Source organism: Burkholderia crassaminum, from assembly GCF_964265005.1.
GTDB lineage: Bacteria > Pseudomonadota > Gammaproteobacteria > Burkholderiales > Burkholderiaceae > Burkholderia.
In genome coordinates this window covers 718,354-733,820 of sequence record NZ_OZ183801.1, presented here as the reverse complement: position 1 = coordinate 733,820, position 15,467 = coordinate 718,354, and the positions used below count along the sequence as shown (strand labels likewise).

The 15,467-nt window shown below is 62.7% G+C and carries 15 protein-coding genes and 2 pseudogenes; 10 read left to right on the top strand and 7 right to left on the bottom strand.

The genetic code is table 11. The features are described from left to right. Positions 1 to 2: 2 nt before the first annotated feature. The 4 genes from ACPTTF_RS36560 to ACPTTF_RS36545 all read right to left on the bottom strand — a co-directional run bounded on the left by ACPTTF_RS36560 (position 3) and on the right by ACPTTF_RS36545 (position 3,711). Positions 3 to 1,655, bottom strand: coding sequence for a GMC family oxidoreductase (locus ACPTTF_RS36560; protein WP_423372383.1), 1,653 nt, complete (start codon positions 1,653 to 1,655; stop codon positions 3 to 5). 5 nt (positions 1,656 to 1,660) lie between these two features. Then, positions 1,661 to 2,251: a sugar dehydrogenase complex small subunit gene (locus tag ACPTTF_RS36555; protein ID WP_423372382.1), complete on the bottom strand. Its 591-nt coding sequence runs from the start codon at positions 2,249 to 2,251 to the stop codon at positions 1,661 to 1,663. Between the two features lie 482 nt (positions 2,252 to 2,733). Next, positions 2,734 to 3,246: a GlcG/HbpS family heme-binding protein gene (locus tag ACPTTF_RS36550; protein ID WP_166959445.1), complete on the bottom strand. Its 513-nt coding sequence runs from the start codon at positions 3,244 to 3,246 to the stop codon at positions 2,734 to 2,736. Between the two features lie 336 nt (positions 3,247 to 3,582). Next, complete coding sequence (locus ACPTTF_RS36545; RefSeq protein ID WP_347814781.1) at positions 3,583 to 3,711, bottom strand: hypothetical protein; 129 nt, start codon at positions 3,709 to 3,711, stop codon at positions 3,583 to 3,585. A 65-nt stretch (positions 3,712 to 3,776) separates the two neighbouring features. On the opposite strand from ACPTTF_RS36545, the pseudogene ACPTTF_RS36540 reads away from it, so the two are divergent. Beyond that, positions 3,777 to 4,196, top strand: a pseudogene (locus ACPTTF_RS36540) (transposase); the annotation flags it as partial. Positions 4,197 to 4,381: 185 nt separating this feature from the next. Here ACPTTF_RS36540 and ACPTTF_RS36535 read toward each other — a convergent pair. Continuing rightward, positions 4,382 to 5,305, bottom strand: a complete 924-nt coding sequence (locus ACPTTF_RS36535) for a recombination-associated protein RdgC (protein ID WP_423372380.1) — start codon at positions 5,303 to 5,305, stop codon at positions 4,382 to 4,384. Between the two features lie 56 nt (positions 5,306 to 5,361). Between ACPTTF_RS36535 and ACPTTF_RS36530 the strand changes: the two are divergent. From ACPTTF_RS36530 to ACPTTF_RS36505, 6 genes and pseudogenes are all read left to right on the top strand, one after another. Next, a pseudogene (locus ACPTTF_RS36530) lies at positions 5,362 to 5,588 on the top strand (IS30 family transposase); the annotation flags it as partial. A gap of 328 nt (positions 5,589 to 5,916) precedes the next feature. Further along, a complete protein-coding gene (locus tag ACPTTF_RS36525; protein WP_166959451.1) occupies positions 5,917 to 6,318 on the top strand; it encodes a hypothetical protein in 402 nt (133 codons plus the stop codon). Positions 6,319 to 6,570: 252 nt separating this feature from the next. After that, the gene (locus ACPTTF_RS36520) at positions 6,571 to 7,287 is read left to right on the top strand and encodes an alpha/beta fold hydrolase (protein ID WP_423372379.1); all 717 of its coding nucleotides are present in this window, start codon (positions 6,571 to 6,573) and stop codon (positions 7,285 to 7,287) included. Positions 7,288 to 7,392: 105 nt separating this feature from the next. Further along, positions 7,393 to 7,968, top strand: coding sequence for a chloramphenicol phosphotransferase CPT family protein (locus tag ACPTTF_RS36515; RefSeq protein WP_423372378.1), 576 nt, complete (start codon positions 7,393 to 7,395; stop codon positions 7,966 to 7,968). 311 nt (positions 7,969 to 8,279) lie between these two features. Then, positions 8,280 to 9,131 (top strand): hypothetical protein, encoded by an 852-nt coding sequence (locus ACPTTF_RS36510; protein WP_423372377.1) that lies wholly within the window; start codon positions 8,280 to 8,282, stop codon positions 9,129 to 9,131. 182 nt (positions 9,132 to 9,313) lie between these two features. Then, positions 9,314 to 9,694 (top strand): hypothetical protein, encoded by a 381-nt coding sequence (locus ACPTTF_RS36505; RefSeq protein WP_423372376.1) that lies wholly within the window; start codon positions 9,314 to 9,316, stop codon positions 9,692 to 9,694. A gap of 172 nt (positions 9,695 to 9,866) precedes the next feature. Here ACPTTF_RS36505 and ACPTTF_RS36500 read toward each other — a convergent pair whose 3' ends face one another. Next, entirely contained in the window at positions 9,867 to 10,760 is an 894-nt protein-coding gene (locus tag ACPTTF_RS36500) for a LysR family transcriptional regulator (protein WP_423372375.1), read from the bottom strand. A gap of 118 nt (positions 10,761 to 10,878) precedes the next feature. Between ACPTTF_RS36500 and leuC the strand changes: the two genes are divergently transcribed. The 3 genes from leuC (at position 10,879) to ACPTTF_RS36485 (ending at position 14,338) form a co-directional block, all read left to right on the top strand. Next, the gene (gene leuC / locus ACPTTF_RS36495) at positions 10,879 to 12,291 is read left to right on the top strand and encodes a 3-isopropylmalate dehydratase large subunit (protein WP_423372374.1); all 1,413 of its coding nucleotides are present in this window, start codon (positions 10,879 to 10,881) and stop codon (positions 12,289 to 12,291) included. Next, entirely contained in the window at positions 12,284 to 12,934 is a 651-nt protein-coding gene (leuD, locus tag ACPTTF_RS36490; protein WP_423372373.1) for a 3-isopropylmalate dehydratase small subunit, read from the top strand. Before leuC ends, leuD begins: the two co-directional genes overlap by 8 nt. Positions 12,935 to 13,015: 81 nt before the next feature. Further along, positions 13,016 to 14,338, top strand: a complete 1,323-nt coding sequence (locus ACPTTF_RS36485; RefSeq protein WP_423372372.1) for a 2-hydroxycarboxylate transporter family protein — start codon at positions 13,016 to 13,018, stop codon at positions 14,336 to 14,338. Between the two features lie 224 nt (positions 14,339 to 14,562). Here ACPTTF_RS36485 and ACPTTF_RS36480 read toward each other — a convergent pair whose 3' ends face one another. Further along, on the bottom strand, positions 14,563 to 15,441 hold the full coding sequence (locus tag ACPTTF_RS36480; protein WP_423372371.1) for a hypothetical protein: 879 nt from the start codon (positions 15,439 to 15,441) through the stop codon (positions 14,563 to 14,565). Positions 15,442 to 15,467 lie beyond the last annotated feature (26 nt).

Genomic DNA, 15,467 nt, shown 5'->3' with positions numbered 1-15,467 from the left:
AATCAACCCTTCGCGAGGCTCGCGGAAATCGAATCCGCGGCCTTCAGGCCGAGGGCTGCCATCGACAGCGTCGTATTGACGACGGACGCCGACGGCATCGCGCCGCCGCCCGGCAACCACAGGTTCGCGTGATCGTGCGCGCGGCAGTCGCCGTCGACGACCGAGTTCTTCGGATCGGAGCCCATGATGGTGCCGCCCATGATGTGATTGTTCGCGTTCAGCGACGTCGTGATGTTGAACTCGACCGCATCGAACAGGCTGCCGATATGCGTGAGCTGCTTGCAGGCCGCGTCGTAGCCGCGCCGCACATAGTCGCCGACGTCGTAGTGGATGTCGGGGCACGCGAGGCCGAGCGGATCGAAGCGTGTCTTGCTGAGCGTCAGGCGGTTGTTCGGATCCGGCAGCGGTTCGAGGCTGATCGACAGGTCGACGCCGTAGATCGCGCGGCGCCGGATTTCCTCGTCGAGCGCCTTGCCGACCAGGCCGAGCTTCAGCGCCTGCTGCGTGGCCGGCCCGACGCGCGAGATGTTGTTCAGGATCATCTTGTTCGCCGAATACTGCCCGCGGAAATCGCCGTCGCGCGGGCCGACGATACAGCTGCTCTGCGCGGGGCCACGGCCGAGCCACATCGGCTCGTTCGCGAGGAACGTGCAGTGGAAGCCCGAGTGATCCATCATGTTGCGCCCGACCTGGTCCGAGCCGTTCGCGATGCCGTGCGGATTGCGCTCGTTCGCGGCCAGCAGCAACAGGCGCGGCGTCTCGATGCCGTTGCACGCGAGCACGAACATCTTGCCGCTCGCCTTGTGCGACTTGTGCGACGCGTCGTACCAGTGCACGGCCGTCACGCGATTGTTCGCATCGGTGTCGATCTTGTAGACGACCGATTCGGCGAGCACTTTCGCACCCTTGCGCTCCGCGCGCTCGATGTGGTGGATGCCGTTGTACATCGCGCCGATCGGGCAGATCGGCTGGCAATTGTTGTTGCCGCAACAGACCGGGCGACCTTGCCACGGCCGCGTGCTGCGTGCCTGCGGAATCGGGATCGACCGGTAGCCATGCGCGTTGACGATTTCGGCGAAGCGCCGGTCGCCATGGCCCCACGGCACCATGTCCATCGGATAGGGGCGGCTGCGCTGCGACGGCGACTGCATGGCCGGATCGCTTGGCCCGGCGACGCCCATTTCCTCTTCCGCGCGGCAATAGTACGGCTCGAGGTCGTCATAGGAGATCGGCCAGTCGCGGCCGATGCCATAAGCCGACTTCATCCGGAAATCGACCGGCAGGTGCCGCCAGCTCGACGCGGCCCAGTGCCACGTCGTGCCGCCGACTGTGCGCAGATAGCCCTGCTGGAAACTCTGGCCATCCCTTCCGCTCAGGCCGACGTAGTTGTTCTTCGGAAAATAGAGCGGGGCAGGCGCATTCGCCGCCTGCGGGTAGAGCCCCTGGAAGTCGGAGCCCACGCGATTGTCGAAGGGCATGTTGCGCCAGTTCTCGACCGCCTGCCCACGCTCGATGCGCAGGCCCGATTCGATGATCAGCACCGAATGACCCTGGCTGACCAGCTGGTCGGCGATCAGGCCGCCAACCACGCCGGAGCCCACGATCACGACGTCGGCCGATACGTCGCCGTTCGATTCAAATACAGGAGTTCTCATGAGGTTCAGGCGTGCGTTTGCGGGGGCGGGGTAGTTGCTGACGCAACCGTTTTGCGGGGCGGCGCGACGTCGGCCGGTGGCGGCTCGGCGGTCCACCATAGCGGGCCGTTCGAACAATAGGTCGGTGCGCTCATTCCGTCGTGGACGGTGTCGTACATCAGCGCATCGGCATAGGCAACCATCACGGCCTTCTGGCCATGACCGACGGTGCCCGTGTACCACGCGGCGACGATCGCGAGCGCCGTGTCGTGCAGGCCTGCGCCGTCGGCATCGGCCAGCAGTTGCGCGGGTGTCTGGCCGGCGCGGACGCGTTGCGCCAGCGCAGCCGCACGCGCGGCAAAGCCGGGGTCCGTGCGTCGGAATGCGTCGACGAGGCGCGCAGCCGTCGTCGGGTCGAGGTTCGCATGGCCTGTCAGCGCTTTCGATAGCGCGAGAAAGGTCCGGGTGTCGAGCGACGGCTGCTGCGCGAGTGCGTATCCGGGCGCGGCGGTGAGCAGCCCGACTTGCGTCAGCGCTGCGGCCATCACTTTCAGCGCCGCTCTACGGGTCATGCCGGCGCGCGCGAGGATGCGCGATTCATGTTTGTATGGGGCCATGTCGTTTTCGTCTTTTCCGCGAGACGTTGCTCGCATGTTTTCTTTCTTCCGAATGTTCCGCGTTGGGAGCCGCTCCGGGCCGAAACGACCCGAATGCGTCCCCCCGGCGGCGCTGCGTTACCCGTCCGAGCGCATCGGCAAACGACCATTGCCGGCTGAACAAAGTATTGCACACGCCGCATGCAGAGGTTTTTATCTGTTCAGGCGAGACAGCGTTCGGGCACGAGATTATGGAACCGGTTCCATTCGAGCGTCCAGTGTCGCGCTCAAATTTCATTGCAACGGGGGAGTGTATCGATATCGCACGATTCGCGTATTTTCAACGCGGCATCGGCGTACTGCGACCGGCTTAAAACAAACGTGAAAGAAAAATGTAATTAAAACGTCGGAATTAGACTGTTGTATTGCCGAAATGGGCGGTTCAGCGGCAGCGCGAGCGTCGGCAACGATACGGTTTCGCGACACGCGCGATGACGCGCACCTTACTTGATTGCCGCCGCGCCGGCGGCCGCGATGACACTGTCCTGCACACCCGCGCCACCGCTGGCCCCGATCGCGCCGATCAGGTGCCCGTCGATCACGATCGGGATGCCGCCTTCGCCCGCGAGGATTCCCGGGATGCTGAGGTTACCTGTCGCACCGTTGTTGATGGCGCTTTGCATATCCCGGGTCTGTCTGCGGAATCGGGCCGATGCGCGCGCCTTGGCTTCCGCGATTTCAACCGAGGCGAGTTGCGTCCCGTCCATTTTGTCGCACGAGACCAGGTTCCCGCCGCTGTCGACAACGGCAATCGCGTATTTCCAGTTTCGGCGTCGTGCCTCCGTTTCGGCCGCGGCCATGGCGGTACGCGCCTGCGTCAGCGTAATGGGCGGGCCGTAGGGGATGTCATACGGCAGTTGTTCGGGAATGGGGGCGGACGCGGCGGATTGTGCTGATGCATGAGCCGCGAAAATTGCGCTGGCCGCGATGAGGATCCGGAATTTATTCGAAAACATAGATTGATGATACGAGTGCCCCTGATTATTTCAGGCGCCGGTCAATGAGAATGAATACGATGCGATCCCGCAACGATGAGTTTCCTGGCTCGATTGCCGGGACATGTCGCGATCACGGGGAAAATATATTGCATCCTGGGCCAACGTGCAGTGAAGCGGGGCAACTGCGAACACCACAGGCACCGGCGAACTGTTCGCGGACTGCCGGCACGAAGCGTCGATGGAGCGGGACGGCGCGTGTCGCTATTGCGCGCCGTTCGAGTCGGAGATTTGTGCGTGCACGGCCGACGTGTGTCGCCGCGAGGCTTCTGGATGTCGTACGGCCAGCCGAGGGGATCATCGTGCTTGATCGTATTGAACCTGTTGTTCATCACGCACGATCTGGCTGTGACGGGCGCGACGGCGCACCGCGTGAATCAGTAACGCGTTATGGGTGGCGCGGGAACCGCCGATTCTGAAGTTCATGCCTTCGCCCACGGGCGGACGGCGGCGTACGGTCGATGATCTAGCCGCTTTGAACGGCATCTTTCGTGGACGCACGAGGCATCCTGCGGGCTGCCACGGTCACTGGTGCCAATCGGCACGAATCGATGACGTTCGAGCCCACATCTGATGCGATTCCGGCGGTACCTGGCCTGAACGGCCAGCCGCGCAAACGTCCGAGCAAGTTGCTCGCGGGCTGTGTTTGCACCTTGCCGACGTTATCTGAGACGGCGTGGCGTCAAGGCCCGTATCGCCCGTCGCGGCGTGGAAAGCAGCGAGCAGTCAGGACGGCATCGCTGGGCCGTCGAGCGAACGCATGCCTGGTTCGCAGGGTTCGGCAAGCTCCGTATTCGCGTCGAGCGTTGCCGCGATATTCGCCTCGCTTTGCTCTTCCTGGTTGCGGCCGAATCTGCTCGCGATTCGTGGAAGACTCGTGTCGGCGGCTTTTATCGCGTGTCGGCTATTGATGCTGCCCCGGGTCTCATGGTGAATGTCGGGAGTCGATCCGCAAACGGTCACTGCCAACGATTAATGTCGAAGATCGCCAGCGAGACGCGACCCGCCGCCAGAGCGGCGACGGTCCTCCTCGAAACGTCGCGTCAGCGCGAAGCTGCGCCGTCGCCGAGCGACGATTCTCGACAGCCGACGGAGTTCAGGCCGCTGCCGCTTGTTTCATCGCGTCGTGCTGCTCGCCACCCAGGCTATCGACGAGATCGGTCAACATCCGCGCCAATTCGCCCGTCATCAGCGTGACATCCGAGTCGAAGCGTTCGTCGTCGTTCTGCGCGGTGGGATCCGTCGCTTCCTTGATCACGTCGAGCGGCGTCACACGCTTGATCGTCAGCGATGGTGTCAGCACGAAGGAGATCCGGTCGTTCCAGGTCATCGCGAGGCGCATGCATTGTTTGCCGGCCTCGATGTGCCGGCGCATGTCGTTCGCTTCCAGCGCGTGGCCGACGTATCGCACCGTGGCGCCGCCTTCGCCGCTCGAGCGCAACTCGGCGTCCTGGTCCACGGTGAATCCGCCTGGCGCTTCGCCGGACAGCAGCCAGTCCGTCATCGCGGCGACCGGCGAATGCGCCACTTGAACGCTGGCGAGCGGCAACGGGTCGATCGATTTGACGAGCAGGCCGCGAATGTCGTCAGCGAGCGCCTGCGAAGCCGCATCGATGACGAGCCAGCCGTTCACCGTGTCGATCCACACGCGGGTATCGCGGCGAATGCTGAACGCGCGCGGCATCAGTTCGTCGGTAACCTGCTCCTTGAGTTCGCGCAACTGTTTGCGCCCCAACTTGAAGCCCTGCTGCTCCTCGACTTCAAGCGCCCGGGCCTTGGTCACCTGATTGACGACCGACGCCGGCAGCAGCTTCTTTTCCGCACGAAACACCAGCAGCATCTGCCGGTTGTTCGAATACACAAGCGCGCCGTCGTCACGCGGCGACGCCCATCCGAAGCGCTGCATCTCGATGCTGTTGCACGGCTGAAACGCGTAGGGCGCCAGCCATTTTTCCATCTGGTCGGGGGTAACGGCCCAAGGGGCCGGAAGACGATGAAGCTGAAGATTCTTGAACCACATAGGAGGGCGGGCAAAGCGGCAAAGCGTGCCATTCTATATGACGGGGAGGTGTTGCGGCCATGCGTCGATCGCGTCGATACACACTGACGACCGAGGGCCGCACGAACATCCGCGATGTCATATCAATCAGTGAACGCCCTGGCACGGCCGAGATCTGCTGTTCGGCAACGCCAATGGCCGGATGGCGACATTCGTCGAACGCCAGGCCCGGTTCGTGATGTGGGTAAAGATTATTCGCAAGGACGCTGAGGCTGTAGTCAGCGCTCCGATAAGACACGCCGGCTGAACGATTCCATCCAGCTGCTGCGTCGACCGGTTGAATTCGCCGTCAATGCCGGACGTCGACTTCGCGCGAAAGCGCAACGCTCGATGCCCGCCGTGGACGGGATCGCACCGACAGATGCAAGCGTTGAATGCCGGTCTCGGTCTAAACAGTGGCCGTCCAATCGTGGAGTAGTATTCCCCCCACGTCCAGGTTATTGCTCGGCCGCTCTGGCACACGGGCAGCCCATCCGTGACGGGGGCGGCAAGCGCGTTGAAGGGTTGGGAAGCCGCTTCAACGATACGTGTGGCGGCGTTGGCCGTGACAACGGAATTGACGGGAATGCATCATGTCAACCGAGTGGAAGCACCGCGTCAGACTGTTTATCCAGCGCTTCTGGCAGCCGACCAGTGCGTGCATGACCTGCATGCCGGGGAGCTGGGGCAACATCATGAGCCTTGCCCACTGGACTATCGCATTTCATACAGGTCTGCTTACCGGACTCCTGGCTGTACTTTTGACGTTCACGCCCGCGGTGAAACTCTACGCGCATCGATACGGCAATGCGCTGGTCGTTGGCTGCCTGACGACGTTGGGCGATGCCTACTCGCACACGAGTCACTACCGTATTCCGTATGTCGAGCACATCGTGACGGGGGCGATTTCAGGTCTCTTGACGCTGGTGGCCTCCTATCTCCTCGAGGACCGTGCGCGACGCCTTCGGGCGGTATGGGCTCGGGTATTCGGGTAGCTTGTCCGTTGACTTTTTGAACCCACGCGGCCCAACGGAAAGAGGCTCCCCGGTGTGGCTACGCTTCATGATCGCGAGGCTGCGCATCGACAACGGGACTCGCGAGCGTTACATGCCCCAGCTTCAGGGCGCGGCCAGAAGCGCTCTGTCGACGATCCGGTTGATATCCTCGACAATCTTTATAGCCGTGCCTGATTGCACGAGGTCGCGAACCCGCTTCCGCCGTCGTCCAACCTGTCCTCGCAAGTAACCATGCCACTACCGCTCGTCTTCTTGCCTGCAATGCCGTGCGACGAACGCATGTATGCCCATCAAATCGAAAGGTTGAGCGATCTGGTTGCGCCGTCTGTCCGGGTGCTCGGTTATCCTACGTTTGCCGACAGTGCCGAGAGCCTGCTTGCCTCCGTTGACGGCCCATTCATCATTGCAGGGACGGCCTACGGTGGCTGTCTCGCGATGGAAGTGCTGGCCCGAGCGCCTGAACGTATACGTGGACTCTGGTTGATGAACTGTCAGCCGGGCGCACATCCATATCCGGACGTTGTTCGCGCTACCAGCCGGAGGATTCGGGCGGGCGAGCATGAGCAAGTGATCGCCGAATTCGCCGAGAACGCCATTCCTCCGGAAGATGTCCGGTCGAGAGCAGCGTTTGTTCAAATGGCGCGCGATACCGGTTCGGACATGTTTGCGCGACAATCCGATGCTACGCTGACGCGCTCGGATCGGTGGTCGACGCTGGCAACGAGCAAGATTCCAACACTTCTCATATGGGGCAAGGCAGATCGCTTCGTTCCGGTCGATGTCGGCCTTCGTATCGCCAGGCTGATGCCGCATGCTCGATTCGAGTCGCTCGAAGGATGCGGGCATTTTCCGACGCTGGAGCGGCCATCGTCTTGCACTGACATTGCTCGACGCTGGCTGGTAGAGCAAGTTGTAGGCTGCCGTGTCCACGGTATCGTAGTCGGATGAGAAAAGGCTGAAACTGCCGGCCACGAACGGTTGTTCGACACCGTGCCTCGCCTGGACGACAATCGACCGGCTTCCTGCGTTCGCAGGCCGTCGACAGGGCCCCAAATGCCGATTACAGAAACGCTGCGCCCCCCGGGGGTCATCGTCGTACTCAACGGTCCGAGCAGCTCGGGCAAAAGCACATTGTCCAGATATCTACGCGAGAACCTGGACGAGCATCCTTTGCACGTCGAGCTTGATGTATTCCGGAGCATGGAGCCTGCCAACTATTGGGACGTCGAGAAGCCGTTGGTAGAGATCCGCTTGGCAGCCCTGTGTCGGGCGATCAATGCCACGGCCGCCACATTCTCCAGACATGGTCAGGCCGTGATCGTCGATCACGTTCTATCGTCCGATGCGTGGCGCTACATGCTTGAAGACCTGATCGAGCTACCGGTACTTATTATTGGTGTTTCCTGTGCGCTTGAAGTCCTGATCGAACGCGAACAGGCCCGTGGCGACCGTAAGATCGGACTCGCCAAGTCTCAGTTTCACTCGATTCACGCTAACCGGCACTACGATTACGTGGTGGACACATCGTCTTCGAACGGTGCCGAATGCGGTCAGCAGGTTCTGGAGTGGCTAGAAACCCGACCGACACCCGCTGCATTCACGAAGATGCACCAGCAGTTTTTCGGGTAACCCAGATGGACAGGTGTCGGCCATGTAGCGTCGTTCGCCTATCTCGCTGAACCGACATTTGGACGTCAGCTTCGCATCGGTTATCGGCCGCTCGCGTAACGATAATGCGCGCCACATCATCGGCTTCGCCCTGCCAGGATTGACAGGTATCATTGCGCCATTTCCATAACTATTATCCTTCCATTCACAATAAAAAATAATCGATCAGTTGTCGAAAATGAATTACACAAAAAATTAAGCGCAACTGTTGTAGCAGTAATGTAAGCGTGCATGAGGGGCTTCTTAAACTACCTTTCAAAACGGGGCATGCCATGTCAGACAATCGAGTATCCGGATTTTCTCCCTCGGGATGGATTTCCGGAACGGTCGACAACACTCTGCAGCAAAAGGGCTCTATCTCGGTACTTCCGCCGTTACCAGCTGGCACGATCATCTTGGGGCTGACGGTCTTGCCCATTCACCTTTATTCCAACGACCCACATCCCGAGCCGTTTCCCGGGCTACAGACCAACTTCACGACCGACGGACGCGGATTCATATTGTCGGCTGAGCCTTATAATCCGCGCGATTCAATCCAGTTTTTCATGTGGCAGGTTACGTATGGGACCGCACCGGCGGGCTATCAGCCGCGAGGCTGGAAATCCGGCGTGACCTCGAACGCTTCGTTGCCACAGAAAATCAATACGCAAATCTCCCCCAATGAGGCCATTGCCGGGGTCACAGTTCTACCAATTCATATTTACTCCAATGATCCGAATCCCGAGCCTTGGGCCGGCCTGATTGCCGAATTTACGGAATCCGGCTCGATATTTCTCAGTTCGGACGGGACGAAGGCGCGCGACAGTATCGACTGGTTCTTATGGCAGACTTTTCTGGGACGTCAAGGCGCGAGCCCGACCCGAATTGGCTGGAATTCCGGCGTAACAGGTAGCGCCGATCTGCCTGCACGTATTAACCCGACGATTCCACCGGGTTTCGGTATTGTTTCGGTGACGGTCTTGCCGATTCATATCTACAAGAACGATCCTAAGCCGGAACCCTGGCCAGGATTGCGTGTGGACTTTCCGACGCCACAAAGCTTCACGATTCAAGCGGTAGCCAACGACCCTCGCGATAGCATCGATTGGTTCGAATGGCAGGTTACTTATGCTGCGCTGGGTTGATGACAAGGTGGCCGTCCCCCGGTTTCCTGGACAGAGGCTGCAGCGTTAGTGTTCGAGCTTTCATGAGCCTTCGGCGTACGGCCGAAGGCTTTATTGTCGCGCGAATGTGCGCGGTGTCAAATCCTCGAGGGGGATGAGCAAGGTTCGTGATCGTGCTCTGCAGAGCATAAGGCAGAGATTCTTTGATTGGCGGTCGCGGCAACCAGCGCATCGCCATCGAAGAAACCCGTTCAAGCGAAGCTGTCACGACGCTTACTCCCAATCCAGGGTCAGGAAATCAGTTCAAGATGCTTGGCGCCGTTCGGCACGGCATCGTCATCAACCAGGTGCCGATCGAAGGTCGCCAGCTTGCCCTTGTGAGCACGAGCGAGCGCAAGCAGGTACGTGTCGGTCAGTCGAGCGGACGACAGCACACGGGTGGCGTCGACGTGTTTCCATCCAGCAAGCTCACGTCGTCCGGCCAGAAAGTGTGCCCCGCGTGGGCTGGCCGTTGTACGACGAGTGGTGAAACGGCTGACGGCAAGCCCATCGTGTTCATGTATTTCGGATTCCAGATAATTTGAGGCGTGCCGTTTTCGGTGAGGGGGCAGGTGGCCTAGGCAGAATGACCTGATCGGCCAAACCAGCATGCGCCGGCTCGTGCTGAACGTGTGCCGGGCCAAACGGCCGCTTCGGGTAGTTAGCCGAGAAATACCAACGGAATTCCACGAATCGCCACGTTCCCCGACGTCCACATCATTCCCGCCCGCCCAGATACTCACAAAGAAAATCCACGAACACCCGCACCTTTGCCGACAGGTTGAGCCGCTCCGGATACACCGCATAGATATCCGACGGCGGCAACGACCAATCCTCGAGCACGCGCGTCAGCGCGCCCGAATCGATCAACGGTTGCGCGTCCCATTCGGATCGCACCAGCACGCCGTGCCCGTCGATCGCCCAGCGCAGCGTCGCTTCGCCGTCGTTGCTGCTCATCACGCCATGCACCTTGACGAGTTCATGGCGCTTGCCCTTCGTGAAGTGCCACGTGCCGTATGCGGTGTCGTTCTCGCGCAGCACGATGCAGCGGTGGCCGCGCAGGTCGCCGGGCACCTTCGGCGTCCCGTTCGCCTTCAGGTAAGCGGGTGACGCGCAGACGAAACGGCGGTTCGCGGCCAGCTTGCGGCCCACCACGCGCTGGTCGGGCAGTTCGCCGAACCGGATGCCCACGTCGTACGCGAACTCGGCCAGGTTCATCGGGCGGTCGGTGAGTTCGAGCTGGATCTCGACCTCCGGATGACGATCGCGAAACGCGGACAGCGCGGGCACGATGTGGCGGCGCCCGAACCCGAAAGTCGCATTGACCTTCAGCAGCCCTTGCGGCTGGTTGCGGCTGCTCGACACCGTGCGTTCGAGTTCGTGTACCTGTTCCAGCAACTTCGAGCCGGTCGCGAGATACACCTCGCCCTCGTTGGTCAGCGCGAGCCGCCTCGTGGTGCGGTTCAGCAGCTTCACGCCCAGGCGCCGCTCGATCTGGTTGAGCCGCGCGCTGACGGCCGGCGGCGTCACGCCGAGATCGCGCGCGAGTGCCGACAGGCTGCCGTGCGTGACGAGCCGCGCGAAGAATTCCAGGTCTGCGATCGGATCCATCTTAAAGTTTCATTTAATAATGGGTTAAGCCGTGCCTCATTTTAAGGCGTCACCCTCCAAATTACACTTGCCGAAACGTCCGCACCAGGGCGTTTTCGCAAGACAGACCGGAGGAACGATGGGACAGACGCTTTACCGGAAGATCGTGGCGAGCCACACGGTGTTCCGCGTCGACGAGCAGCATGTCGTGCTTTATGCCGACCTGCACATCATGAACGAGTACACGAGCCCGCAGGCGTTCGCGGGGCTCGCGGAAAAGAACCTGCCGGTGCGCCGCCCGGAAAAGCAGATGGGCATCGTTGATCACGTGATCCCGACGCATCCCGTTCCGGTCGGCCAGCGCACGATCGTCATCGACGCCGCTGCCAGCCAGGCCGCCAACTTCACGCGCAACTGCCGCAAGCACGGCATCCACCTGTTCGACGTGCAGGACACCGAACAGGGCATCGAGCATGTGGTCGCGCCGGAGATCGGCCTGATCCGGCCCGGGATGGTCGTGCTGTGCGGCGACAGCCACACGACGACGTACGGCGCGCTGGGTGCGCTCGGCTTCGGCATCGGCACGTCGGAAGTCGAGCATGTGCTGGCGACGCAGACGCTCGTGTACCGCGTCGCGCGCGACATGCGTATCCACGTGGGCGGCGCGCTGCCCGCCGGCACGACGTCGAAGGATCTCGTGCTCTACATCATCTCGCGGATCGGCGCGCAGGGCGCACGCGGTTTCGTCGTCGAATACGGCGGGCCGGCGATCGCTGCGCTGAGCGCCGAAGCGCGGATGACCCTGTGCAACATGACGGTGGAAGCCGGCGCACGCGGCGCGCTCATCGAACCCGATGAAACGACGCTCGCGTATGTCCGCGAGCGGGTCCGCGACCTGCCGGCGGCGCACATCGACGAAGCCGCCGTGCAGTGGGCGCAACTGAAATCCGACGCCGATGCGCAGTTCGACATCACGCATCGCTTCGATGCCGCGGACGTCGCGCCGTTCGTGACCTGGGGCACGAGCCCCGACCAGGCAATCGCGATCACCGCGTGCATTCCGGCGTTGTCGGCCGAACCGCTCGAACGCGACAACGCGCGCAAGGCGCTCGACTACATGGGGCTCGATGCCGGGCAGCCTATCGATGGCCTGGCCGTCGATCACGTGTTCATCGGTTCGTGCACGAATGCGCGGATCGAGGACTTGCGTGCGGCGGCGGACGTCGTGCGCGGCCGCACGGTCGCGCGATCGGTGCGCGCGATGGTCGTGCCGGGTTCGGTTGCGGTGCGGGAGCAGGCCGAGCGCGAGGGCATCGCGCGCACGCTGATCGATGCCGGTTTCGAATGGCGCCAGCCGGGCTGTTCGATGTGCCTCGCGATGAACGACGACATCCTGCAACCCGGACAGCGCTGCGCGTCGACGACGAACCGCAATTTCGAGGGCCGCCAGGGCCGCGGCGCGCGCACCCACCTGATGAGCCCGGCGATGGCCGCTGCCGCCGCGCTGGCCGGCCGCATCGTCGACGTACGCAAGGAGTTCGACCATGTCTGAGCATGCATTCGTCACCGGCATCGCCGCGCCGCTGCCGCTGAACAATCTCGACACCGACCAGATCATGCCGAAGCAGTTTCTGTTCGGCATCGACAAGTCGGGGCTCGCGCGCGGCGTGCTGTACGACCTCCGCCACGACGGTTCGGGCGTGCCGCGGCCGGATTTCGTATTGAACCGTCCCGAGTATCAGCGGGCCCGCATCCTCGTGGCCGGCGCCAATTTCGGCTGCGGCTCCAGCCGCGAGCACGCGGTGTGGGGCCTGCAGCAGGCGGGCTTCGAAGCGGTGATCGCGCCGAGCTTCGGCGAGATCTTCTACTTCAACGCGCTGAACAACCGGCTGCTGCTGGTGATGCTCGATCCCGCCGTCATATCGGTGCTCGTCGGGCAGGCCGGCGACCCGGCCACGAGCACGCTGACGATCGACGTGCTGCGCCAAGTCGTCAGGATAGCAGATGGATCGGAATACCCGTTCGATCTGCCCGAGCGACAGAAGCGCATGTTCGTCGAGGGGCTCGACATGATCGGCATGACGCTCGCCGACCGCACCGCGATCGATGCGTTCGAGGCACGCCACTACAAGGCCCATCCGTGGATGAAGATCGATCTGCCGAAGCAGCAACGCGGCGTGACCGAAGCGCCATAGCGCCCGCTATACGGGGCCGGACGCGCGGTTTCGCCCGGTCTTGCCGAAGTGCGACTGGAACATAAAAAAAGGAGACATGAGATGGAAGCTTCCCCCGTGCAGACGAGCGTTCCGCCGCCAACGCGACGAGCGTCGCTGCTGACCCTGAAGATCGGCGGGATGCCGCTGCCGATGTTCATTGCGATCGCGATTGTCACGATGCTCGCGGCCGTCACGAAGCGGCTGCCGAACGACATGATCGGCGGTTTCGCGGTGCTGATGTTGTCCGGGCTGCTGCTCGGCGAGATCGGTCGCCGGATTCCGGTGTTCCGTCATATCGGCGGCCCCGCGATCCTGTGCCTGTTCGTGCCGTCGGCGCTGCTCGGCTACCGGCTGATGGACGATGCGATGCTCAGCGCGATCACGGTGACGATGAAGACGGCAAACCTTCAGTATCTCTACATTGCGTGCCTGGTCGCCGGGAGCATCCTCGGGATGAACCGGACGATCCTGATCCAGGGCTTCCTCAAGATGTTCGCGCCGCTCGCCGTCGGCACCGTGGCCGCGATCGCGGCGGGGGTCGCCGTCGGCCTCGCATTCGGCTACGACCCGCGGCACACGTTCTTCTACATCGTGATGCCGATCCTCGGTGGCGGCATCGGCGAAGGCATCCTGCCGCTGTCGATCGGCTATTCGGAGATCACCGGCGCCGCGCAGGGCCACCTGATCGCGACGATGGTGCCGGCCGCGCTGATCGGCAACGTCGTCGCGATCCTCGCGAGCGGCATGCTGAAACGCTTCGGCGAAAAGCACCGCGACTACAGCGGCGACGGCCTGCTGGTGAAGACCGGCGAGGATCGCGCACTGCTTGCCGCGCAGAAGGCCGAGGCGGCACTCGACCTACGGCTGATGGGGTTCGGCCTGCTGCTCGCGTGCACGTTGTTCATCCTCGGCGCATTGCTGGCACCGCTCACCGGCATCCCGGGCCCGGTGCTGATGATCGTCGCGGCAGCCGTGCTGAAAGTGTGCCGCGCGATTCCCGAGTCGATGGAGATCGGCGCGTACCAGATGTACCGATTCATGTCGACGAACCTGACGTTCGCGATCCTCGTCGGCCTCGGCACGCTGTTCGTGTCGTGGGACAAGCTCGTCGGCGCGTTCTCGCCCGGCTACTTCGTGATCTGCGCATCGATCGTGATCGCGATGGTGGTGTCGGGCTTTTTCGTCGGCGCCGCGCTGAAGATGTACCCGGTGGAATCGGCGATCATCACCGCGTGCCACAGCGGGCTGGGCGGCACCGGCGACGTCGCGATCCTGTCGTCGTCGAACCGGATGGGGCTGATGCCGTTCGCACAGATCTCGACACGTATCGGCGGCGCTGCGATGGTCGTGTTCGCGACGATCGTGATGAAGTGGCTGCATTGATGCGCGCGGGGTTGCCGGCCCGTTCGTGCGGCCGGCCCCGTTCAATTCGATACAACGCCGGCCTCCCGGAGCCAGCGAACCCGGCTACCGCTCGCCGTTTTCCTGAAAGCCGGTCAACGGGCTCGCAGCAAGGGAGCACCGCACGGTGCTGCGCGGGCGACCCGTCCCGGGGCGCGTGATTACGACGGGTAACGCCGGGGAAGGGTAGCTGCGACACGCACCGCTCAGAGGCTGTCCAGGAACGCCTGCGTGACCGCGACCCACGGGCCGTTCCCGTCGTTGTTCGCATCGTATTCGACAGCGGGATTCTGGCCGCCCCAGATGATCAGGCCGGCCGCGGCGGTGCTGCGGATCGTGTTCAACATGCTCTGCCAGGTCGAAGCCGGGATCAGCGTCGTGTTCTGGTCGTAGTACTGCGGCCAGATGTACGGAAACACCGGATGCGTGCCCGTGCTGCTCTGCCGGTCGATCGTGCCCGTCGTCGCGAGGTCGGCGTTGAGCTGCGGCGCCCATGCCGCGCCCGTATACGGCGACGTGCCGTTGGCCTTCACGTATTCGCTCGGGAAGTACGCAGTCCTGCCATTGTTGAGGTCCATCAGCTGCGCGATGTCACGATAGGCGCTGGCCGGATCCACGGTGCTGATGTTGGCCGCGTTCGCGAGCCCGTACCACCCGAGCACGCGATTGGGGCGAATCGCCTGGGTCCACTGCTGGAGTTGCTTGAGGATCGCGAACCGGTTGGCGATCGTCGCCGTGCTGCCGGTCAGGTACAGCTTTTCGCAGTCGAGCACGAGATAACCGGGCGCGTCGGCCGGTGTCGGATCGTAGGTGTTGACCAGCGCCTCCCAGTCGCTCTGCGACGGCAGCTTGACCTTGCCCGTCGACGCATCGTACGTGAGCGGCTGGCAGTAGCGGGCCGGGATGAAATTGGTCTTGACCGAGCCGTGTCCGAGTGAAACATCGGCGTATGCGGTGTTGTCCAGCACGGTAAACGACGGCGCGGCATCGGCGTCGAGCGGATGGGTGAGCGCAAGCGCGAGCAGCGCGGCCGTACCGACACTTGCTGCGATCGGAATGCGCGGGCGGAAGGATCCGGATGGCATGGTTCGACTCCTGGTTGGCAAAGTGG